At 66.0% G+C, this 21,517-nt stretch carries 16 protein-coding genes and 1 pseudogene; 8 read left to right on the forward strand and 9 right to left on the reverse strand.

Going from position 1 to position 21,517, the window contains the following annotated elements; all coding sequences use genetic code 11:
* Positions 1 to 15: 15 nt before the first annotated feature.
* A complete protein-coding gene (locus tag V8246_RS11045; protein ID WP_336189185.1) occupies positions 16 to 969 on the reverse strand; it encodes an HPP family protein in 954 nt (317 codons plus the stop codon).
* A gap of 161 nt (positions 970 to 1,130) precedes the next feature.
* Here V8246_RS11045 and V8246_RS11050 point away from each other — a divergent pair, with 161 nt between their 5' ends.
* Positions 1,131 to 1,802 carry a Fe2+-dependent dioxygenase gene (locus V8246_RS11050; protein WP_187574066.1) on the forward strand — a complete coding sequence of 224 codons (672 nt, stop codon included), beginning with the start codon at positions 1,131 to 1,133 and terminating at the stop codon, positions 1,800 to 1,802.
* Between the two features lie 50 nt (positions 1,803 to 1,852).
* On the opposite strand, the gene V8246_RS11055 is transcribed toward V8246_RS11050, so the two are convergent.
* The 6 genes and pseudogenes from V8246_RS11055 to aceE form a co-directional block, all read right to left on the reverse strand.
* Positions 1,853 to 2,170: a DUF3817 domain-containing protein gene (locus V8246_RS11055; RefSeq protein ID WP_336189186.1), complete on the reverse strand. Its 318-nt coding sequence runs from the start codon at positions 2,168 to 2,170 to the stop codon at positions 1,853 to 1,855.
* A 172-nt stretch (positions 2,171 to 2,342) separates the two neighbouring features.
* Positions 2,343 to 4,022, reverse strand: a complete 1,680-nt coding sequence (locus V8246_RS11060) for an anti-phage dCTP deaminase (RefSeq protein WP_336189187.1) — start codon at positions 4,020 to 4,022, stop codon at positions 2,343 to 2,345.
* Between the two features lie 426 nt (positions 4,023 to 4,448).
* Positions 4,449 to 5,540, reverse strand: a complete 1,092-nt coding sequence (locus V8246_RS11065; protein ID WP_336189506.1) for a crosslink repair DNA glycosylase YcaQ family protein — start codon at positions 5,538 to 5,540, stop codon at positions 4,449 to 4,451.
* Between the two features lie 145 nt (positions 5,541 to 5,685).
* A pseudogene (locus tag V8246_RS11070) lies at positions 5,686 to 5,964 on the reverse strand (addiction module antidote protein); the annotation flags it as partial.
* A 1-nt stretch (position 5,965) separates the two neighbouring features.
* Complete coding sequence (locus V8246_RS11075) at positions 5,966 to 6,262, reverse strand: type II toxin-antitoxin system RelE/ParE family toxin (RefSeq protein ID WP_336189188.1); 297 nt, start codon at positions 6,260 to 6,262, stop codon at positions 5,966 to 5,968.
* Positions 6,263 to 6,404: 142 nt separating this feature from the next.
* Positions 6,405 to 9,098: a pyruvate dehydrogenase (acetyl-transferring), homodimeric type gene (gene aceE, locus V8246_RS11080; protein ID WP_336189190.1), complete on the reverse strand. Its 2,694-nt coding sequence runs from the start codon at positions 9,096 to 9,098 to the stop codon at positions 6,405 to 6,407.
* Positions 9,099 to 9,329: 231 nt separating this feature from the next.
* Between aceE and V8246_RS11085 the strand changes: the two genes are divergently transcribed.
* The 7 genes from V8246_RS11085 (at position 9,330) to V8246_RS11115 (ending at position 17,648) form a co-directional block, all read left to right on the forward strand.
* Positions 9,330 to 11,360, forward strand: coding sequence for a SpoIIE family protein phosphatase (locus tag V8246_RS11085; RefSeq protein ID WP_336189191.1), 2,031 nt, complete (start codon positions 9,330 to 9,332; stop codon positions 11,358 to 11,360).
* On the forward strand, positions 11,332 to 11,769 hold the full coding sequence (locus V8246_RS11090) for an ATP-binding protein (protein WP_336189192.1): 438 nt from the start codon (positions 11,332 to 11,334) through the stop codon (positions 11,767 to 11,769). Before V8246_RS11085 ends, V8246_RS11090 begins: the two co-directional genes overlap by 29 nt.
* Positions 11,766 to 12,152, forward strand: coding sequence for an STAS domain-containing protein (locus V8246_RS11095; RefSeq protein ID WP_336189193.1), 387 nt, complete (start codon positions 11,766 to 11,768; stop codon positions 12,150 to 12,152). Before V8246_RS11090 ends, V8246_RS11095 begins: the two co-directional genes overlap by 4 nt.
* A gap of 98 nt (positions 12,153 to 12,250) precedes the next feature.
* Positions 12,251 to 12,631 (forward strand): STAS domain-containing protein, encoded by a 381-nt coding sequence (locus V8246_RS11100; protein ID WP_336189507.1) that lies wholly within the window; start codon positions 12,251 to 12,253, stop codon positions 12,629 to 12,631.
* 490 nt (positions 12,632 to 13,121) lie between these two features.
* Positions 13,122 to 16,100: a TonB-dependent receptor gene (locus V8246_RS11105; protein WP_336189194.1), complete on the forward strand. Its 2,979-nt coding sequence runs from the start codon at positions 13,122 to 13,124 to the stop codon at positions 16,098 to 16,100.
* 272 nt (positions 16,101 to 16,372) lie between these two features.
* A complete protein-coding gene (locus tag V8246_RS11110; RefSeq protein ID WP_336189196.1) occupies positions 16,373 to 17,470 on the forward strand; it encodes an NADP-dependent oxidoreductase in 1,098 nt (365 codons plus the stop codon).
* A 31-nt stretch (positions 17,471 to 17,501) separates the two neighbouring features.
* A complete protein-coding gene (locus V8246_RS11115) occupies positions 17,502 to 17,648 on the forward strand; it encodes a hypothetical protein (protein WP_336189197.1) in 147 nt (48 codons plus the stop codon).
* Positions 17,649 to 17,801: 153 nt separating this feature from the next.
* Here the strand turns inward: V8246_RS11115 and V8246_RS11120 are convergent, their stop codons facing one another.
* Entirely contained in the window at positions 17,802 to 20,099 is a 2,298-nt protein-coding gene (locus tag V8246_RS11120; RefSeq protein WP_336189198.1) for an NADP-dependent malic enzyme, read from the reverse strand.
* Between the two features lie 141 nt (positions 20,100 to 20,240).
* Positions 20,241 to 21,479, reverse strand: coding sequence for a flavohemoglobin expression-modulating QEGLA motif protein (locus tag V8246_RS11125; RefSeq protein WP_336189199.1), 1,239 nt, complete (start codon positions 21,477 to 21,479; stop codon positions 20,241 to 20,243).
* Positions 21,480 to 21,517 lie beyond the last annotated feature (38 nt).

The following is a 21,517-nucleotide window of genomic DNA, read 5'->3' on the forward strand; positions in this document are numbered from 1 at the left end:
CGGTGCGTGGATCGCTCAATCCGCGATCACCCACCGCCCATTGTCCTGCAGCACCACTTCGAAGCGCGCCCATTGCCGCAACTCGTCGGGACTGGCGACACCGGACGTGCCCGGCTGCTCGCCTGCGACCACGCGGTACTGCAATGTGGGGCCTTCGCCTTCCAGCACGTGGCGCACGCTCCACAGGCGGCCGAGTTTGCCGTTGCTGTAGAAGCGGCCGCGGATGATCGCGTCGGGGTGGGTGATGTTGCGTTCAGCGTGCTGCTTGGCGAGTTCCAGCAGTTCGGTGAGGTTCTCGGTGGTGATGTCGACGTAGGAGTTGAGCTGCGCCATCGCCGCGGAGAAGTCTTCCTGGGTCAGTTCGAACTGGCGCTGCGCGGGCTGGGTGATGCGTGAGGCCTGGCGGCGGCGATGCAGGTGGGCCGGGTAACGGCGCCACGGGAACAGGGCGTTGAAGGCGATGGCCATGGCCAGGATGGCCACCACGTTGATCAGCACGGGCATCAACAGATAGCCGTAGCCCAGCGCATGCACGTCCGGGCCACCGATCACTGCGGCCAGTGCGGTGGCGCCGCCGGGCGGGTGGATGCAGCGCAGGTAATACATGCCCAGCACCGCCAGGCCCACGGCGACGGCGGCGGTCCAGGCGTGGCCGGGGAACAGTTTCTGGCAACTCACGCCAATGAAGGCCGACAGCAGGTGCCCGCCCAGCACGGCCCACGGTTGCGACAGCGCGCCCTGGGGCACGGCGAACAGCAGCACGGCGGAGGCGCCCATCGAGGTGACCATCAGCGCGCCGCCGACGGCGGACGCAGCGTCGCTCGGAAGCGTCAACCGTGTCAGCGCGTACACCGCCAGGATGCCGAGCAGTGCGCCGACGCCCGATATCCACTTCTCGCCGTGACGCGTGGTGTTGCGCTCGATGCCCAGCAGCAGGCGCAGCTCGGTCAGGCGGGAAGGGGGGCTCATGGGCAACAGGGTGGGGCTGGGCGCCGCAGTCTATGCGAATCCGCCCGGGGCCCGGGGGCGCGAATAGGCCCTGGTGGGCCGGGTTTCCCCCGGCGGCGGCGGGGCCTACACTCGGGGCAGGCCGTGGGGGCACGGGCCGAATGCGACAGGGGACCAGGCTGATGATTCTGACGCTTCCCGATCTGATCACCCCCGAGGAGCTTGTGCTGATCAAGCAGAAGCTGGCGGCGGTGCCGTTCGCCGACGGCAAGGCGACGGCGGGGGAACTGCTGCACGCGAAGAAGCAGAACCAGCAGATCCCCTGGGACCATCCGGTGATGAAGGACATCACCAACCTGGTGATGCAGGCGTTGGGGCGCCACGATGCGTTCATGAGCGCCGCCCAGCCGCGGCGGCTGGCGGCGATGCTGGTGAGCCGTTACGGGCCGGGCATGGCCTACGGGTCGCACGTGGACTCGGCGGTGATGGGGGCGCCGCACCATGTGCGCAGCGATGTGTCGTTCACGCTGTTCCTGAGCGAGCCGGATACGTACGAAGGCGGGGAGCTTGCGTTCGAGGTGGCTGGCAGCGAGGTGTCGTTCAAGCTGCCCGCGCGGTCGGCGATCTGCTATTCGACCGGGCAGTTGCACCGGGTGCGGCCGGTGGAAAGCGGGGAGCGGCTGGCGGTGGTGGGTTGGGTGCAGAGCCTGGTGCGCGACCCGGGCATGCGCGAGCTGCTGCACGATCTGTCCACGGCCCGCGAGCTGCTGGTGGGCAAGGAAGGCGTGGAGCGTTCGCTGGAACTGGTCAACAAGTGCTATTCCAATCTCCTGCGACGAAACGCCGAGCCGTAGGACGCGGCTATCCCACGTAGGGCGGGCCCCGGCCCGCCGTCATGCGAATGTCAGGCGCGGGCGCTGAGCAATCCCATGCGGCGGAACCCCATCTCCAGCGGCACGGTCACCAGCGGCGGCACCGCGGCGGCGACCGCCAGCAGCGTGGCCCACCACGGCCAGCGCAGGCGCAGCGCCGACAGCACGGTGGCCACGACATAGAACAGGAAGGCGCCGCCATGCAGCGGGCCGAAGATCTTCACTCCCAGCTCGTTGCCCACCGGTCCGTACTTGAGCCACATGCCAATCAGCAGACCGGCCCAGGTGAAGCCTTCGATGAAAGCGGCGACAGCGAACAGGCGCCCGGCGGGCGCGAGGGGTCGGGACATGCTGGGACTCCAGTGAGGGAATGCCGCGACGCGATGGCGGCGGCGACGCTCGCTGGCGTTGGGATTCTAACGAATTAACGCGACAGGAAATATGTTGGGATTGAGTGAGGCAAGGCCTTCTTCACTCTAGTACTGACTTCAATGCAACTTGAGAGACGACCCCTCAATATCATTAGGCGACCCTCGGACCACCACCATCCTCTGGAGCGAGGTTGCCCGCGGCTTCAATGCCGATTGTCTTCAGATGCTTGACCACCCTCGATTCCACATCAATGTACCCCTCTAGGAATTGAGGAATTCTTTTCTCCGCTGACCTTGAGTAGAACTGAACTGCTCTACCACTCGAGGGGTCTTTTCGCTCCCCATGAACCGAGAACAGATCCAAATATCGTCTCGGAGCCACACCTTCAAAATGTAAGAAGCTAACTTTGCTACCCAATCTCCCATCTCTCTCCCACTGCACAAATCCAGGCTCTTCGTCTGCAGTGTGATCTATCGCATCTCCATGCAGCTCCACCGCCAAGCTTTTCTCATATGGCTCGATGAAGTACACCGCCCGAATGCCTGCTGCAATGATATGGCGCGCACAATTGTGGCAAGGATAGGTAGTTGTGTAGAGAACTCCGCCAGAAGCGGAAGCAGACCCGGTCCTGGCTAGTGCGACCAACGCATCCATCTCAGCATGCACCGAACGAGAGAACTCAAGTAGATCTTTGATTCTGGATTCTTCTCGCAGCTGATTAGCCACCGAACTAGCCAACAGATTAGAAATCTCCCGCACTCTTTGCTCTTTTCCAGCCAACTCTTCAACTTTACTCAACTCTTTGAGAAGAGAGACCCGAGCAAGCTGCTCCACCTCGGACCGGAGAGTGTCCTTCTCACGATGGTTGAAACACATCCCTCCATCCAAATGTACGCAACGATGATCATTTAAACCGTCGCCTTCCTTATAAAGTCCCCCACCCCCTTTGGGAACATCATTGCAGCCTGTTGCTATCAACTTCCCGTCTTTGTCCTGGATAGCTGCACCAACCTGCCTAGACAAACAAGCCGAGCCAAGAGCCGCGGAGTAGGCTGCGTACATTCCTTGCTCTTGTTCCGTTGGCGTAACGCCCACCTTTCCATGCATTAGGTGAAGAAATCGCACGATAGGCTCTTCTATCTGCAATGTATTTGAGCGCGCATTCCTGAGGAAAAAATCTGCATACTGGAGGGTCTTCTCAAGCTTTTGTCCATATTTTTCCTGCTGCTTCCTGTCTCGCTCCATGAGGTTCTCAGCCTCACTTGCCGAAACTCCTTCGGACTTCAAATTCTGCTTCCGCTGCTCGTAGCCGCACAGCACGCCAAGAAGAAAGAAATTGGCTCCGTATACGCCTCTAAGTAACTCTATTTCTTCTGGGTGCTTTAGCTGATCGATCAGGTACGCCACCTTCCCAGGTGTTACCTCACCAAGATCCTGACCTGGGTGACGCTTTGCTCGATCGACTGATATATGCATAACAGCCAACTGAGCAAGAATGTTGTTTTCCTTGTCGCTTCGAAGAGCGTTTCCCTGCTCCTGCAGATACTCGTAGCGATAAGCCTTGGACGTCTGCGTGAGATCCGGCTTGCTAGTTGCGTATTTCTGGATGAGATCCGAAATCTTTACGCGCACTACTGTGTAACCAATCTCCAAAAGATTAGTTTCGAACAAATTTATGACCGATTTCAGGCCAGAGCCGATAGGCCCACTAAAGCCTAGGACTAGCTCACGCGACTGAAGCGCATTGAGCGTTTCTCGAAGCCGCTTGTTATTGCCACCGCCTGGAACAGCCTTTAACTGCGGCGCCCCAACATCTCCAATAGCTGCCATCCATGCGTCCCCATAGAACCCAGGGCGCTGTTACATCACAGTTAACACCGCGTGACAAGTCTTCTCGTCAAGGGCGTCGTTTCAAACTCTCTGCATGGATTAAGACACGGCGAAGTGCTTCAGACTCGACGCTAACGGTCCTTGCCCCTCTGTGGTCAGCAAACGACAGGACCCTTGCGGTATTCGAACGAGGGGTTGGCAAGCCGACGCTGCGTTCAAAGGACAGCGACAGCTGGTCCTTGTTGCTTGGCTTTTTCATAACGCTCTCCGTGGGCAGTGGCAGCGTAGCACAAGAATTCAAATCATCAAACCTTTAAAAACAATAAGTTACGAGGTGCATGTCGAAAGATTCTGAAATAGAGCAGGCAGCTTAGGGTGTATCAACCTTCGCGTCGTCCTCTATCGCTCTCAACGAAAGCGGCGGATTCAACCGTCCATTCCTAAGAAGAAGCGGATGCGATCCAACTCTGCCTCTTGCCCAGTACGAAATACGCTCTCCCGCCCACGCCCCTCCACATACCCAAACGCCGCCAGCAGTTCCCCCTCAACCACACTGAGATTCCCCCACCCGATCACCCGGTCACCCCACAGCACCGGCAGCGCGTAGTACCCCAGCTTCCGCTTCGGTGCCGGCGTGTACGCCTCGAAGCGATACGTCCAGCCCCAGAACATCTCGAATCGCCGCCGGTCCCACACCACCGGATCAAACGGCGTCAGCAGCCGCACCTGGTCATCCGGCTTCCAGCGCCGTGAGCGCGGATCCTCGTCCGCCGGCCAGTACCAGTCCACCCCATCGACGCGGGCCGTGCCCAACCGCTGGCGCGCCCGCTTCAGCGCCGCCGCGCGCAGGCCTTCCCATTGCGGCACCCCGCGACGCAGATACGCCAGCAACTGACCCAGACTGGCCGCCGGCAGCGGCGCGTACTTGCGCACAATGATGTCGAGCAACGCATCCAGCCGCGCCTCCGCCTCGGACATCTCAACGGGTGACGCGTCACCGATGCGCGGCGCATAGACCCGCGTGCCGCCCTCGCGACGCGCGACCCGCAGCAGGCCCCGGTAATGCATGGCATCCAGCAATTGCGTGCTCGCGTTCGACGAACCCCCGAACCAGTTGGTCGTCTTGCCATGCCCGAAGTGCGCATCCACGTCCCGCGGATGCGCGGTGCCGCGCTCGCGGACGAAGGCCAGCACCGCCTGCGCCTGCTTCCAGCGCGCGGGCGTCCACGCCTCGCGCGCGGTGCGCGGATGCATCAGCTGGTGATGCGCGCGCGGCAGGAAGCCGTAGTTGACGAAGAAGTCCTCTTCCAGCGGCAGGCGCGGATACCGCCTTTCCAAGTCACCGGCGCGGTAACCGGCGACGCGGTGGCGCAGGGTCAGGTCCTGCGCACGTGCCGGCGCGCGGATCGGGTCCGCCTGCACGAAGCCCAGCCGCTGGATCGCCCGCGACAGCGTGGTCGGCTTGAACAGGCTGCGGGCGACGGCATAGCGGCGCAGGTGATCGAGGGTGAGCGTCATCGAGAGGAGGCACGCTGCCGGACGGTGTTGACACTCATCACTGCTGCTTGGCCTGCGCGACACGCCGCTTGCCTGCACCGGTTGGTGCAGCCGGGGCCACGGTCCGCTTGCCCGCCCTGCGGCTTGGCTTGGCGCGCTTGCTGACCAGCGCGAACCGGTAGCCCATCGCATCGGCCACCTTCAACACCGTGCCGAAGCTGGGGTTGCCGCTGCTGGACAGCGCCTTGTACAGGCCTTCGCGCGTCAGTCCGGTATCGCGCGCGAGCTGGCTCATGTTGCGTGCGCGCGCCGCCACACCCAGCGCATGCACCAGGAACGCCGGATCGTCGCCGGCCTCCTCGAAGCAGGCGTCCAGGTAGGCGGAGATATCCGCCTCGGTCTTCAGGTATTCCGCCGAATCCCAGAGCGTGGTCTTCAATGCCATGTCAGTTCTCCAACGCGTTCGCCAGCGCCAACGCCGCCTTGATGTCCGTGCGCTGCGATGCCTTGTCGCCTCCGCACAACAGCACGACCCATGCATCGCCGTGGCGGGTGAAGTAAACGCGATAGCCCGGACCGCAGTCGATCTTCATCTCGCACACCCCGCCGGTCAGCACGCGGTGCTGTCCCGGGTTGCCGAAGGCGAGCCGATCGATCCGCGCCTGGATACGCATCCTCGCCTGCCGGTCGCGCAGCGAAACAAGCCAGTCCTGGAATATCCGCGTCTTCCTGACCTCGATCATGCAGCGTCATCCATGACGTCGATCTGGCCCAGACTGTGAACCCTGGTTCACGGCCTGTCAATCGGTCGACCAACAAAAAAGCGGCCATGGGCCGCTTCTTCGTCCGGTCATCCTTCCCGCGTACGGAAAGGAACGGCGTGCATCACACCGTCACCGGGTTCGCCTTCTCCACATCGATCTTGTACTGCTTGATCGCGCGGGATACGTCCTTGGCGGTCATCTTGCCTTCCTTCGCCAGGGCGGCGATGGCGGCGTGGGCGATGTAGTAGCGGTCCACTTCGAAGTGGCGGCGCAGGTTGGCGCGGGTGTCGCTGCGGCCGAAGCCGTCCGTGCCCAGCACCGTGTACGCCATCGGCACGAACGCGCGGATCTGGTCCGCATACGCCCGCACGTAGTCGGTGGCGGCGATGGCCGGGCCCTGGCGGCCTTCCAGCAGCTCGGTCACGTAGGCCTTGCGCGGCGACTTCGCTTCCGGGTTGAGGCGGTTCCAGCGTTCGGCATCGAAACCGTCGCGACGCAGCTCGTTGAAGCTGGGGCAGGACCAGATGTCGGCGGTCACGCCGAAATCCTTGTCCAGCAGCTCGGCCGCGGCGATCGCCTCGCGCAGGATGGTGCCGCTGCCCAGCAGCTGCACGCGCAGCTCGCCCTTCTTCGGCTTGCCCGCGTCGGTGAGCAGGTACATGCCCTTGATGATGCCCTCGGCCGCACCTTCCGGCATGTCCGGGTGGGTGTAGTTCTCGTTCATCAGGGTGACGTAGTAGTACTCGTCCACCTGCTCCTGCAGCATCTTCTGCATGCCGTGCTGCAGCACCACCGCCACCTCGAAACCGAAGGTCGGGTCGTAGCTGCGCACGTTGGGGATGCCGCCGGCCACCACGTGGCTGAAGCCGTCCTCGTGCTGCAGGCCCTCGCCGTTGAGCGTGGTGCGGCCCGCGGTGCCGCCCAGCAGGAAGCCGCGCGTGCGCATGTCCGCCGCCTGCCAGGCGATGTCGCCGATGCGCTGGAAGCCGAACATCGAGTAGTAGATGTAGAACGGCAGCATCGGCACGTTGCTGACCGAATAGCTGGTGCCCGCCGCCATCCACGACGACATCGCGCCCGGCTCGCTGATGCCCTGCTGCAGCACCTGGCCGGACTGGTCCTCGCGGTAGTACATCAGCTGGTCGGCATCGACCGGCTTGTACTTCTGCCCGAACGGCGCATAGATGCCGATCTGGCGGAACATGCCTTCCATGCCGAAGGTGCGTGCCTCGTCGGCGACGATCGGCACCAGGCGCGGGCCCACCTGCTTGTCGCGCAGCGCGATGTTCAGGCCCTGCACGAACGCCATGGTGGTGGAGATTTCGCGGTCGCCGGTGCTCTTCAGCAGGCGGTCAAAGGCCTCCAGCTTGGGCGTCTCGAACGACTGGCTGGCCTTGCGGCGGCGCTGCGGCAGGTAGCCGCCCAGCGCGGCGCGGCGTTCCTTCAGGTACTGCACTTCCGGCGAGTTCTCGCCGGGGTGGTAGAACGGGATCTGCGACGCTTCTTCCAGCTGCTTGTCGGTAACCGGGATGTTGAAGCGGTCGCGGAACGTGCGGATGGCCTCGTCGTCCAGCTTCTTGGTCTGGTGGGTCGGGTTGAGCGATTCGCCCGCCGAGCCCATGCCGTAGCCCTTCACCGTCTTGGCCAGGATCACCGTGGGCATGCCCTTGGTGTTCACCGCCTCGTGATAGGCCGCGTAGACCTTGTGCGGATCGTGACCGCCGCGGTTGAGGCGCCAGATGTCATCGTCGGACAGGTTGGCGACCATGGCCGCCGTCTCCGGGTACTTGCCGAAGAAGTTGTCGCGCGTGTACTTGCCGCCGAACGCCTTGCAGTTCTGATACTCGCCGTCGACGGTCTCCATCATCAGCTTCTTCAGCACGCCGCCGGTGTCGCGGGCGAGGAGCGGATCCCAGTAGCTGCCCCACAGCAGCTTGATGACGTTCCAGCCGCCGCCGCGGAACACGCCTTCCAGTTCCTGGATGATCTTGCCGTTGCCGCGCACCGGGCCATCGAGGCGCTGCAGGTTGCAGTTGACCACGAAGATCAGGTTGTCCAGGCCTTCGCGGCCGGCCAGCGCGATGGCGCCGAGGGTTTCCGGTTCGTCGCTCTCGCCGTCGCCGATGAAGCACCACACCTTGCGGTCGGACTTCTCGATCAGGCCGCGGTGCTCCAGGTACTTCATGAACTGCGCCTGGTAGATCGCCGCCAGCGGGCCCAGGCCCATCGACACGGTGGGCGTCTGCCAGTAGTCCGGCATCAGCCACGGGTGCGGATAGGACGAGATGCCCTGGCCGTCGACTTCCATGCGGAAGTTGTCGAGCTGCTGCTCGCTGATGCGGCCTTCCAGGAACGAACGCGCGTAGATGCCCGGCGCGCTGTGGCCCTGGATGAACAGCAGGTCGCCCGGATGGCTGTCGCTGGGCGCGCGCCAGAAGTGGTTGAAGCCCACGTCATAGAGCGTGGCGCCGGAGGCGAAGCTGGCGATGTGGCCGCCCAGGTCGCCGGGCTTGCGGTTGGCGCGCACCACGGTGGCCATCGCGTTCCAGCGGATGATCGAACGGATGCGCCATTCCAGCGCAGCGTCGCCCGGGCTCTTGGCCTCGTTCTGCGGCGCGATGGTGTTGACGTATTCGGTGGTCGGCGAGAACGGCAGGTAGGCGCCGGCGCGGCGGGTGACTTCCACCATGCCTTCGAGCAACTGGTGAGCACGCAGGGCGCCGTTCTTCTCGATCACCGCCTGCATGGAATCGATCCATTCGCGGGTCTCCTGCGGATCCGGATCGCTCTGCAACATGTCGTTCAACCAGTTCATTCCCACTCCTGTTGCGCCGCGCGTGGGGCACGGCGTTGCCGTTCTTGTAGAGCCTTGAAGTGTAACGCACGCACCCGCGCCCAACCCGGCTACGCAGGCGTATGGAAGGGACGTAGCGTGCCTGTCCCGGGACAGCGACCACACCAAAATCAGACCTTTTCGCTATTGCAATGCAGCATGCCGCAGCGGCGTATGATCGGGATCCAGGGGAAGGCAGCGATCAGGGTCGGCATGCGCAACGCAGTGCCCAACGATGTCGTGCCACAGCAGGAAGCCGCCGGTGCCGGGCACTGGCGCAGCAGCCTGCGCACGCGCATCGCGCTGTGGGCCGGCCTGGTGAACGTGGCGCTGCTGCTGCTGCTGGTGCTGGGGACGGCGTGGTTCGCCCGCCGGCTGATCCTGGACGACGCGCGCCGCGATACCCACGCCACCACCCAGGAGGCGGCGCAGCGGCTGGACGGTGCGCTGCACGTGGTCACCATCACCACCCACGGCATCTCCGACCTGGTGAGCGGTGCGCAACTCTCGCCCGACGAACTGACGGCCACCCTGCGCGCCATGGTGAAGGCCACGCCCGGTTGCGCCGGCGGCCTGCTGATCCTGGAGCCGCGTACGCGCCGCGACGCGCCGTTCGCCCGGTACGTGGCCGCCAATGGCCGCGACCGCGACTTCATCGCCGACGGCTACCCGTTCCGTGCGCAGGGTTGGTATCAGCGCACCGTCGCCTCGCCCGGTGGCTGGTGGTCCGAGCCGTATCTCAACCAGACCGCCGGCGGTGTGTGGATGGTCACCTACAACATGCCGCTGCGCGATCCGGGCCGCGGCGCGCTCACCCGCGGCATGGTCAGCCTGGACCTGCCGCTATCCGACCTGACCGGGATGGTGGACGCGCTGGCGCACCTGCCGGGCTGGCGGGTCTCGCTGGTGGCGCCGGCCGGCACCCTGGCACTCAACCCTGAGGTGGGCGTGGAGCGGGGGGAGACGCTGGACGACTACATCGCCCGCGTCGGCCGCCACGACCTGGACGAGGCCGCCCGCGCGGTGCGCCAGCGCCGACCGCTGCAGTACGCGCATACCGACGCGATCAGCCAGGAGCGCCGCTTCACCGTGGTGGAGCCCGTGGGCGACAGCGGCTGGACCCTGCTGGTGGCACAGTCCTACGAACTGGTCATGGCACGCCTGACCGAGGCGCTGTGGCAGCTGGCCGCGGTGGGCGCCCTGCTGGCGCTGGTCTGCATGCTGGTGGTGCGCAAGCTGGCGCGCCACGTCAGCCAGCCGGTGGAGCGCCTGTCCTCGGCCGCCGCGCGGCTGGGACGCGGCGAATACGACATGCCCGTCCCATACGTGGCACGGCGAGACGAGGTGGGGCAGATGGCACGCACGCTGGAACATGCGCGCGGGTCGATCCAGCGCCAGCTGCGCGAGATCGCGGACATGACCGCCGCGCGCCAGAAGCTGGAGAGCGAACTCTCGATCGCGCGCGAGATCCAGCAGGCCATGCTACCGCCGGGCCTGGCCATCGACCGCGAGCACGCGCACCTGGAAGCCTATGCGCGGCTGGAGCCGGCCAAGGCGGTGGGCGGCGACTTCTACTGCTTCACCCAGACCGATCCGGACTGCCTGTGGTTCGCCGTCGGCGACGTGTCCGACAAGGGCGTGCCGGCGGCGCTGTTCATGGCGCGCACGGTGACGGTGCTCGAGGTGGCGGCCAGCACGCACGATTCGCCCGAGCGTGTGCTGGCCGAGGCCTCGCGCCGGCTGGTGCAGGGCAACGACGCCTGCATGTTCGCCACCGTGCTGTGCGGGTGCGTGGACGTACGCACGGGCGCCTGCGTACTGGCCAGCGCGGGCCATGATGCCCCGCTGCTGCTGCATGCGGACGGACGCGTGGAGGCGCTGCCCGTACAACCCGGGCCGCCGCTGGGATTCGAGGTGGGCGACGCGTTCCCGCTGTGGTCCGGGACGCTCCCCTCCGGTGCCACCCTGCTGGCCTGGACGGACGGCATCACCGAGGCCTTCGACGCCGGCGACCAGGCCTTCGGTGCGGAACGCATTCCCGACGCACTGCAGCCGGGGGCGAGCGCACGCGAACAATGCGAAGGGCTCATCGCACGGGTTCACGCATTCGCCGGCACCGCACCGCAGTCCGACGACATCACCGCGCTCGCCCTCCGTCGCCGGCTGGACAACGCCCCCGCTTCCCCCGAAGCTCCGCCACCCAAGGAGACCGCACATGCAGATGCGACTGTTCATTCCCCGTGAGCACGCCCGCGTCGACGACCTCAACGCGTCGCTCGAGGCCGTGCTGGCCAACAACGGCGTCAGCCGGGCCATCCAGGGCGACGTGCGCCTGATCGTCGAAGAGCTGGCGAGCAATGCCATCGACCACGGCGATCTGGCACGCGTGGAGGCGGAGGAACACGAACTGTGCGTGGACATCGCCATCCGCGAGCACCTGCTGACCCTTGAGTTCCGCGAGAGCGGCGCGCCCTTCAATCCACTGGAACAGCCGCCCCCGGACCTGGACGCCGACATCCTGGACCGCCCCACCGGCGGCTTGGGACTGCACCTGGTGCGGCAGGTGTCGGAACAGGCGACCTACCAGCGTGTCGGCAACTACAACGTGGTGCGCCTGACCCTGCGCATTCCCACCGAGGAGAACGGACCATGAGCCTGCGCATCGAGATCCTGCCGCCCGGCAAGGGCAGCCAGCGCGTCGCGGTGGATGGACGACTGGACACCCACACCTACGAAGACCTGGACGAGGCACTGGCGCCCCTGCTCACGCGCCAGCTGCACTCGCTGGTGCTGGACCTGTCGGGGCTGGACTACATCAGCAGCGCGGGCATCCGCTCCATCTTCAAGGCGCGCAAGGCGTTGGCCCCGCACGGCGGCAAGGTGCTGCTGGTCAACCCGCAACCGCAGATCCAGAAGGTGCTGGACATGGTCAAGGCGGTGCCGTTGAACGAGATCTTCTCGTCCACGGCCGAAGCCGACGCCTACCTGGACCTGATGCAGCGCCGGGTGCTGCAGGCCGACGAGGACGAGGACTGACGAACGCCATCCGCGTCGTCTCACTTTTCCATTACGATCCGACCTCCCCCTCCTCCCGGGGCCGCCCCCACCTGGGTACATCCGCTGCACCGAGATGCCTGATGACATTGGAGATTGAGGTCTACCCCGCCGTGAACGGCAACCAGTACGTGATGCTGGGGGGCCGTCTGGACACGCTGAGCCACGGGCAGCTGGACGAGGCGCTGGCCCCGATGCTGGCGGCGCGCCCGCAGGCGCTGGTGCTGGACCTGGCGCATCTGGACTACATCAGCAGCGCCGGCGTGCGCAGCATCCTGAAGGCGCGCAAGGCGCTGGCCCCGCACGAGGGCCGGCTGCTGGTGGTGCACCCGCAGGAACAGATCCGCAAGGTGATCGAGATCGTGCAGGCGGTGCCGATGGACGAGATCTTCGAGTCCACCGCCGATGCCGATGCCTACCTGGACGCGCTGCAGAGGCGGATCCTCGACGGCGAGGAGTGACCCTTCGCCGTGTCCTGGCCGCGCACGACAGGAAACACCGATATCCCCATCTTTCCGTAGGGCGGCGCGCGCCACGGAAAGTGCGTCGTCGTCGACGTCGCCGGGATACCGCGCATCTTTCGGCGGACATGCGGACGTACCGGAACGGTCGGGCGGCCGCGGCCGTCCTGAAGAATCCGGCGGCGCGCATGACGGCCGCCGCCAAGGGAGAGAAAGCCTGTGTGTCCGGCGGCCCGTACCTGCGGTGTCGCCCTTGGCCACAGGCTGAGGATCGCGCCCGCCCGCCGCATGCCCCGTACCTCACGGTGACTTGCATCCGCCGCCATTCGTCATGCCCCTGGCCGAACGTCACCGTGACTTTCGGCCGCACCGGTTTTTCATCCTGACCACCTGCATTCGCAGCGATGCGGCCGCGCTCCCTAACGTCGCGACCTCTGGCCGGCGGCATCGCGCCAGTGCCCCGCTTTTTCCCAAAACATGGAAAGGACCGATGAACAGAGGCCGCATACGAAAGCAGTTCCGCATCACCACCCTCAGCCTGGCACTGGGCGCGTGCTTCGCCAGTGGCGTGCATGCGCAATCCAATACCACCGGCAGCGTGTTCGGCCAGGCCGCCGAAGGCGACCGCATCACCGCCACCCACCTGGCGACGGGGCTCGAACGCTCGATCAGCGTCGGCGCCAACGGCGATTTCCGGGTCGGCGCCCTGCCGCCGGGCCAGTACCGCATCACCCGCATCAGCGCGACCGGCGAGACCAGCACGCGCGAAGTGGCGGTCAACACCGGTGCGGGCAGCAACGTCTCGTTCGTGGCTGCCGGCGACGCCGCCACGCTGGACACGATCACGGTGGTCGGTGCCGCCGCCGTCAATCCGATCGACGTCTCGTCGGTCGAGTCGGTGACGATCTTCACCGAAGCGCAGATCGACCGGCTGCCGGTGTCGCGCGACGTCACCAACGTCGCACTGCTGGCGCCCGGCACGGTCAAGGGCGATCCGCGCTTCGGTAACGTCGCTTCGTTCGGCGGCAGTTCGGCCGCCGAGAACGTCTACTACGTCAACGGCTTCAACGTCACCAACATCGTGACCGGGCTGGCGTTCAACCAGGTGCCGTTCGAGGCGATCGCCGAGCAGCAGGTGAAGACCGGCGGCTACGGCGCGGAGTTCGGTCGCTCGCTGGGCGGTGTGCTGAACATCACCACAAAGCGCGGCACCAACGAGTGGAAAGGCGGCGCCAACGTGTTCTGGAGCCCGGACTCGCTGTCCAGCGGCCGGGCGCTGGCGCACGACCCAGACCGCGACGGCCGCTATCGCATCGTGGAGAGCGGCTCCAAGGTCGACTCGACCACGTACAACCTTTACGGCGGCGGCCCGCTGGTGAAGGACAAGCTGTTCTTCTTCGGCCTGTTCCAGGGCCAGCGCGACGAAGAGGTGCTCGACTACGAGAACGGGCATGACAAGTCGAAGATCGATTCGCCTCAGGGCCTGGTGAAACTGGACTGGTACATCAACGACGACCACCGCCTGGAGCTGACCGCCTTCCGCGACAAGGCGGTCGAGGACGGCGTGACCTACCAGCGCCCCGCGGGCGACCTGTCCGTCGGGGGCGGCGATCCGATCGGCACCTTCCGGCGCACCACCGGCGGCGACAACTACATCGCCAAATGGACTGGCTACATCACCGACACCTTCACGCTCTCCGCACTGTACGGTTACGGGAAATACTCGCGCGGCAACGAGAACTCGAACTCTGAGGACTGCCCCTACGTCTACGACGGCCGTAACGCCGGCACCCCGCCCATCGGCGTGGCCGGTTGCTACATCGACTACCAGGTGGGCATTCCGGACGCGGGCGACACCCGCAAGGCCTTCCGCTTCGATGGCGAGTGGCTGCTCGGCGACCATACCGTCCGCTTCGGTCTGGACAACGAGGAGTTCGTCACCGTGGACGGCTCTTCGTATTCGGGCGGTGTGTACTGGCGCTACTACAACACCACGCCGGGAACGACCGTTGCGCCGGGCGTCGTGGTCCCCGACGGCGTCACCGAGATGGTCCGCCTGCGCGTGCTGGACAATGGCGGCACGTTCACCACAAAGAACAAGGCGTGGTACGTGGAGGACACCTGGCAGATCAACGACCGCTGGATGGCATACCTGGGCATCCGCAACGAAGCGTTCGAGAACCTCAACGCCGAAGGCGGCACCTTCATCGACATCAAGGACACCTGGTCGCCGCGGCTGGGCTTCTCCTGGGACGTCAGAGGCGACTCCAGCCTGAAGGTGTTCGGCAATGCGGGGCGCTACTACATCCCCGTCTACGCCAACACCAACGTCCGCCTGGCCGGCGCCGAACTCGACTACAACGAGTGGTACACCTTCACCGGCATCGACCCGGTGACCGGGATACCGACGGTGGGCCCGCAGGTCGGTCCGCGCAACTACAGCAGTGACGGCGAGATCAAGGATCCGCGCACCGTGGTCGACAACAACCTGGAGCCCATGTACCAGGACGAGTTCATCGCGGGCTGGCAATGGCAGTTCGCGCCCAAATGGACCGTGGGCATGCGCGGCGTCTACCGCGAGCTGAAATCGGGGATGGACGACATCTGCGCAGGGAGTGGCGCGGAGACGTGGGCACTGGCCAACGGCTACTCGGCCGCGCATGCGGCCGCGATCGCGGAGGCGTTGTCGCACTGCTTCCTGACCAATCCGGGCAAGGACCTGTCGGCCAACGTCGATCTCGACGGCACGGGCGAGCTGACCGTCGTCAACATCCCGGGCAGTGCGCTCGGCCTGCCGGTGGCTACGCGCAAGTACAAGGCGGTCGAGTTCATGCTGGAACGCGCCTGGGACGACGGCTGGTTCATGCAGGCCTCGTACACCTGGTCCAAGAGCCGCGGCAACACCGAGGGCTACGTGAAGTCGGACATCGCCCAGGACGATGCCGGCATCACCCAGGACTTCGATTTCCCCGGGCTGATGGATGGCTCCTATGGCTACCTGCCGAATGATCGCCGCCACAGCCTGAAGGTGTTCGGCGCCTACCAGATCAACGAACAGTGGCGCGTGGGCGCGAACCTGATCGCACAGAGCGGGCGCCCGGTGAACTGCTTCGGCGTCTACCCGTCCGATGGCCCTGACGGCGAAGCAGTGCAGTACGGCGCCGGCTCGTTCTATTGCGGTGAAGGCGTAGGAACGCCCTATTCGGTCGACGACAGTCTGCATCCGCGTGGCACCTCGGGTCGCGTGCCGTGGGCGACCACGGTGGACCTGCGGGTCGACTATGCGCCGACCTGGGCCAAGGGACTGAAGCTGGGCCTGATGGTGCAGAACGTGTTCGACAGCCAGGACTACTACCGCGTGGTGGAAATCTGGGACGACGGCGGCGGTGCGGCGGCCTACAACTACAAGCACCCGCGCAGCTTCGTGGATCCGCGCAGGATCACCCTCAGCGCAAGCTACGAGTTCTGATCCATCGGGGCACGGCATCGAGACGCGATGCGCCCGGTCCACCGGCGGCGATGCCGCCGGTGGACCGACCGGACCTTCTGCATTCGCCACCTCATCGCGATGCTTGCACGCGCTCCTCGCATGACGTTCGTCATGCCTGCGTACCGCATGACCACCGATCACACATGAAACCAATTACCTGCGGTGCGCACGCAGCGTGTGCCGCCTGACCGGCATCGCGCGGCGACTGCGTTCCAGCGGATTACAGGGGCCATTGTTTGGAACAGCATCCGGTGACACCAACCACGCATCTGGGCGCGCGTGCGCCCGATCCGCCCCCGCATCGCGCCGCCATCGGCGCAACGCCCAGCAATACACGCGTCGTACTCGCCCACCGGCCGTCAGGTCGTGACATCGCCGACTGCTTCCGCATCGAGCGGATGCCGTTGAGGCTCCCGCAGAACGGCCAGCTGCTGCTCAAGACGGAGCTGGTGTCGATCGACATCTGCTCGGCCAGCCGCATGCAGGAGCACGCACCCGATAGCGACATCCTGGCGCTCGGCCAGGTGATGCCCTGCAGCACCGTGTCGCGCGTGGTGGCGTCGCGGCACGCCGGCTTCAAGGCCGGCGACCTGGTACTGGCGCACACCGGATGGCAGAGCCATCAGGTAGTCGATGCCACCTCGATCCGGCGCAAGCTGTATCCCGGCGTGGCGCCGGTCAGCACGGCACTCGGCATCTACGGCATGTACGGCTTCATCGCCTGGTCGGCCGTGCGCGAAGTCTGCCAGCCAAGGCCCGGCGAAACCATGGTGGTGGCCGCGGCCAGCGGACCGATCGGTGCCACGGCGGGGCAACTGGCGCAGATGCGGGGCGCGCGCATCGTCGCCGTGACCAGCAGCGAGGAGAAGTGCCGCCATGTGCGCGAAACGTACGGCTTCTCCGTCGCGCTGGACCGCCATGCCGACGATTTCGCCGACCGGCTGCGGCTTGCCTGCCCGGACGGCGTGGACGTGTTCCTGGAAAGCGTGCATGGGCACTGCATCGATACGGTGATGCCGCTGCTCAACGACGGCGCCAGGATGCCGTTGTGCGGAATGATGGAAGGCGAACTGTGGCCGGAGCCGGCCACCGACCGGCTGCCCGCCTTCCTCGATGCCATCCTGATGCGCCGCCTGGTGGTGCGCTCGTTCACCCATCGTGACATCGCCCGCCTGCATCCGCAGTTCCTGGTCGATCCGGGCTTCATCAGCGACATGGGCGCCCTGCTGCGCAGCGAACGGCTGCGCTGGCACGAGGAATATGTGGACGGCCTGGAACTGGCGCCGCTCGCCCTGTCCCGGCTTGTCCGGGGCGACAATCTCGGCAAGCTGATCGTGCGGGTCGGCTGATCGCCCGACCCGCGACGAGCGTCGGCGCTTGGTGATCCACCCGCAGGAACGGATCCGCAAGGTGATCGAGATCGTGCAGGCGGTGTCGATGGACGAGATCTTCGAGTCCACCGCCGATGCCGATGCCTACCTGGATGCGCTGCAGAGGCGCATTCTCGATGGCGAGGAAGAGCCCTGATCGTATTCTGTAGAAGCGACGTCAGTCGCGACCGCATGAATCACGTGTCCAGGGTGTCTGATGGCATGCGGTCGCGACTGATGTCGCTCCTACAGGGATCCCCAACAGAAAAAAGCCCCGCATGCGGGGCTTTTCCTCTCCTGGACGGACCGCTCAACCCGGCCCGCTGCGCTCGGCCTCGCGTTGCTGGCGGATCTGCGCGTCGACGGCGGCGATGGCGGTCATGTTGATCACGCGGCGCGGCGTGGCGCTGGTGGTCAGGATGTGCACCGGCTTGGAGATGCCCATCAGGATGGGGCCGATGGCCACGCCATCGGTGACCACGCGCACCATGTTGTAGGCGATGTTGGCCGCGTCCAGGTTGGGCAGCACGAACAGGTTGGCGCGCCCGCTCAGCGTGCTGCCCGGCATGATCCGGTTGCGCAGCACTTCGTCCCAGGCGGTGTCGCCCTGCATCTCGCCGTCCACGTTGAGGTCCGGCTTGCGCTTGAGCAGCAGCTCGCGCACCTTGCGCATTTTCAGCGAGCCCGGCGTTTCGTGGCTGCCGAAGTTGGAGTGCGACAGCAGCGCGATGCGCGGCTCGATGCCGAACAGCTTCAGCCGGTAAGCCGCCTGCAGCGTGGCCTCGGCGATCTGTTCGGCGGTGGGGTCGTCCTGCACGTGCGTGTCCAGGAAGAAGTACGCGCCCTGGTTGTTGATCACGCCGGTCATGGCCGAGGTGGACTGCACGCCCGGATCCAGTGGGATCATGCTGCGCACGTAGCCCAGCTTCTTGTGGAAGCGCCCGACGATGCCGGTGATCAGGGCGTCGGCCTCGCCGCGCGCCACCATCACCGACGCGATCAGCGTGGGCCGCGAACGCATCAGGTTCTTCGCCGCGGCCGGGGTCACGCCGCGACGCGCGGTCAACGCATGGTAGTGCTGCCAGTAGTCGTTGAAGCGCGGGTCGTCGTTCTGGTTGGTCAGCTCGAAATCCACGCCCGCACGCATCCGCAGGCCCAGACGCTGGATGCGCGCGTCGATCACCTCGGGGCGGCCGATCAGGATGGGGAAGGCCAGCCCCTCGTCGATCACCGTCTGCACCGCGCGCAGCACGGTCTCCTCCTCGCCTTCGGCGTACACCACGCGCTTCTTGTCGGCGCGTGCGCGGTCGTACACCGGCTTCATCATCAGGCTGGTGCGGTAGACGAACTGGCCCAGCTTCTCGCGGTAGGCCCACATGTCGGCGATCGGGCGCAGCGCGACACCACTGTCCATCGCCGCCTGCGCCACCGCCGCCGCCACTTCCACCAGCAGGCGCGGATCGAACGGGCGCGGGATGAGGTATTCGGGGCCGAAGCAGGGCACATCGTCGCCGTAGGCGCTGCCCAGGTCGGACGCTTCGCGGCGCGCCAGGTTGGCGATGGCATGCACGCAGGCGACCTTCATCGCCTCGTTGATGACGGTGGCACCCACGTCCAGCGCGCCGCGGAAGATGTACGGGAAGCAGAGCGCGTTGTTGACCTGGTTCGGATAGTCGCTGCGGCCGGTGCCGATGATGGCATCCGGACGCACGGCCTTGGCATCGGCCGGCGAGATCTCGGGATTGGGGTTGGCCAGCGCCAGGATGACCGGCTTGTCCGCCATCGTGGCGACCATTTCCGGCTTCAGGATGCCGCCAGCCGACAGGCCCAGAAAGATGTCCGCGCCGGCGACGATCTCCGCCAGCGAGCGCTTGTCGGTGTCGCGCGCGTAGCGCGCCTTGTCCGGATCCAGGTTCGGGCGGCCGGTATAGATCACGCCATCGCGGTCGAAGGCGAGGATGTTCTCCGGCTTCAGGCCCAGCGCCACCAGCATGTCCAGGCAGGCGATGCCGGCCGCGCCGGCGCCGCTGGTGGCCAGCTTCACGTCGCCGATCTTCTTGCCCACCACCTCCAGCGCGTTGACCACCGCCGCGCCGACGATGATCGCGGTGCCGTGCTGGTCGTCGTGGAAGACCGGGATGTTCATCCGCTCGCGCAGCTTGCGCTCGACGATGAAGCATTCCGGCGCCTTGATGTCCTCCAGGTTGATGCCGCCGAAGGTGGGCTCGAGCGAGGCGATGATGTCGACCAGCTTGTCCGGGTCGGTCTCGTCGATCTCGATGTCGAACACGTCGATGCCGGCGAATTTCTGGAACAGCACGCCCTTGCCTTCCATCACCGGCTTGCCGGCCAGGGGGCCGATATTGCCGAGCCCCAGCACCGCGGTGCCGTTGGTGACCACGGCCACCAGGTTGCCGCGCGCGGTCAGTTCGCTGGCGCTGGTGGGATTGTCGACGATCGCCTCGCAGGCATAGGCCACGCCCGGCGAATAGGCCAGCGCCAGGTCGCGCTGGGTCAGCATCGGCTTGGTCGGTGCGACCTTGATCTTGCCGGGCGGGGACAGCCGGTGGTATTCCAGCGCGGCCTGTTTGAAATCGTCGTTCGTCATTGCGGACACGGTGCCTGTGGTGAAGGCGGGGGAGCGGCAATTCTAACCGGTCCCCGCCGGGGCCGGATTTCGTGGATGCGGCGCTGCATCACGCAGTACGCCCCCGTGCATCACCTGCGAAGATCAAGTGGCTGCAGGTGATCAGCCGTCGGCCGACAACTTGTCCAGCCGGATGCGGTTGGCGAACAGCGAGAACGCCAGCACGCCGGCCAGCCCGTTGGCGCGGCTGACCCAGCGCGGCAGCCAGCGCGGCGGAGCCAGCACGCCGTCCTCGAACAGCGGCTCGAAGGCGGTGACGTCCTCCAGGGTCATCTTGCCGGCGAACAGCCGCCGGCACAGCCGCAGCCGGTCCTGCTGCAGCGAGCGACGGAAGAAGGTATGCACGCCGATCAGGCCGCGCAGGTACACCGTGTCCTTGGTGAACGCCGATCCGCCCGCGGTGGGCACGCCGCGGAACACCCGCTGCGCCGAGGAGAAGCTTTCCGCCGCACTCTGTCCCTGGTCGCGGAAATAGTCGAAGACCTGGATGAAGTCGGCCCCGGCCAGGGCCATGGCTACCGCTTCGATGCGCAGGCTGATGCGCTTCATGCGCTCGATGTCGATGCTGCCGGTGATCTGTTCGGCAAACGTGGCCAGGCCCTCCTGGGTGGCGGTCACCCGGGGCGAGGCCAGCGCCAGGCTGGGCAGCACCGTCTGCTCGCGCCCGTTCAACGCGGTCAGCGAATGCACCAGCGCCTCGTGCTGCAGCAGCTGGCGGCGGTCGTAGTCGCTGAAAGCGGCGCCGTGGCGCAGGCGGATGCGGGTGGCGCCGGCCGCCGCCTTCGCGATCAGCGTGGGGTCCAGCTCGACAGTGATGACGCGACCGTCGAAGAACTCGTCCAGGTCGGCCTGCAGCTGCAACTGCAGGGCGGTGGCCGATACCGGGACGTGCTCCTCCGGCGCCAGCAGTTCGTGGTCCAGGTCGTTGGCGATGGCGATGAAGTGCCCGGCCGCTTCGCGCGTGGTCGGACCGTCGCCGGGCAGGCATGCTTCCGGGGTGCCGAACAGCGCCACCGAATGCGTGGTCACGGTCGGCGTCCCCAGCGACTCCAGCAACTGCGCGGCGATGTCCCAGCTGCGCACCGAATCGCGCAGGTAGCAGCCCAGCGGATGGTCGGGGTCCGCGGCGGCCGCGATGGCGGCCAGTTCCCGGCGCGCATCGCCGAAGTCCAGGCGCGGGTATTCGATCGCCGGCAATGCCGGCTGGCCGCGCGCCACGCCCGCCAGGAAGCGGCTCTGGGCGTCGGCCGGCCAACTGGCCAGGCTGAGCAGCTTGATGCCGCGCACGGCCTTGACCAGGCGCTCGTCGAGCGCGGCGTGATGGGCGATATCGGGCTGCATGGATCCTCCCTGGCGCACACTGTAGCCCAGCGCATGCG

It is taken from the genome of Pseudoxanthomonas sp. F11 (genome assembly GCF_037046485.1).
GTDB lineage: Bacteria > Pseudomonadota > Gammaproteobacteria > Xanthomonadales > Xanthomonadaceae > Pseudoxanthomonas_A.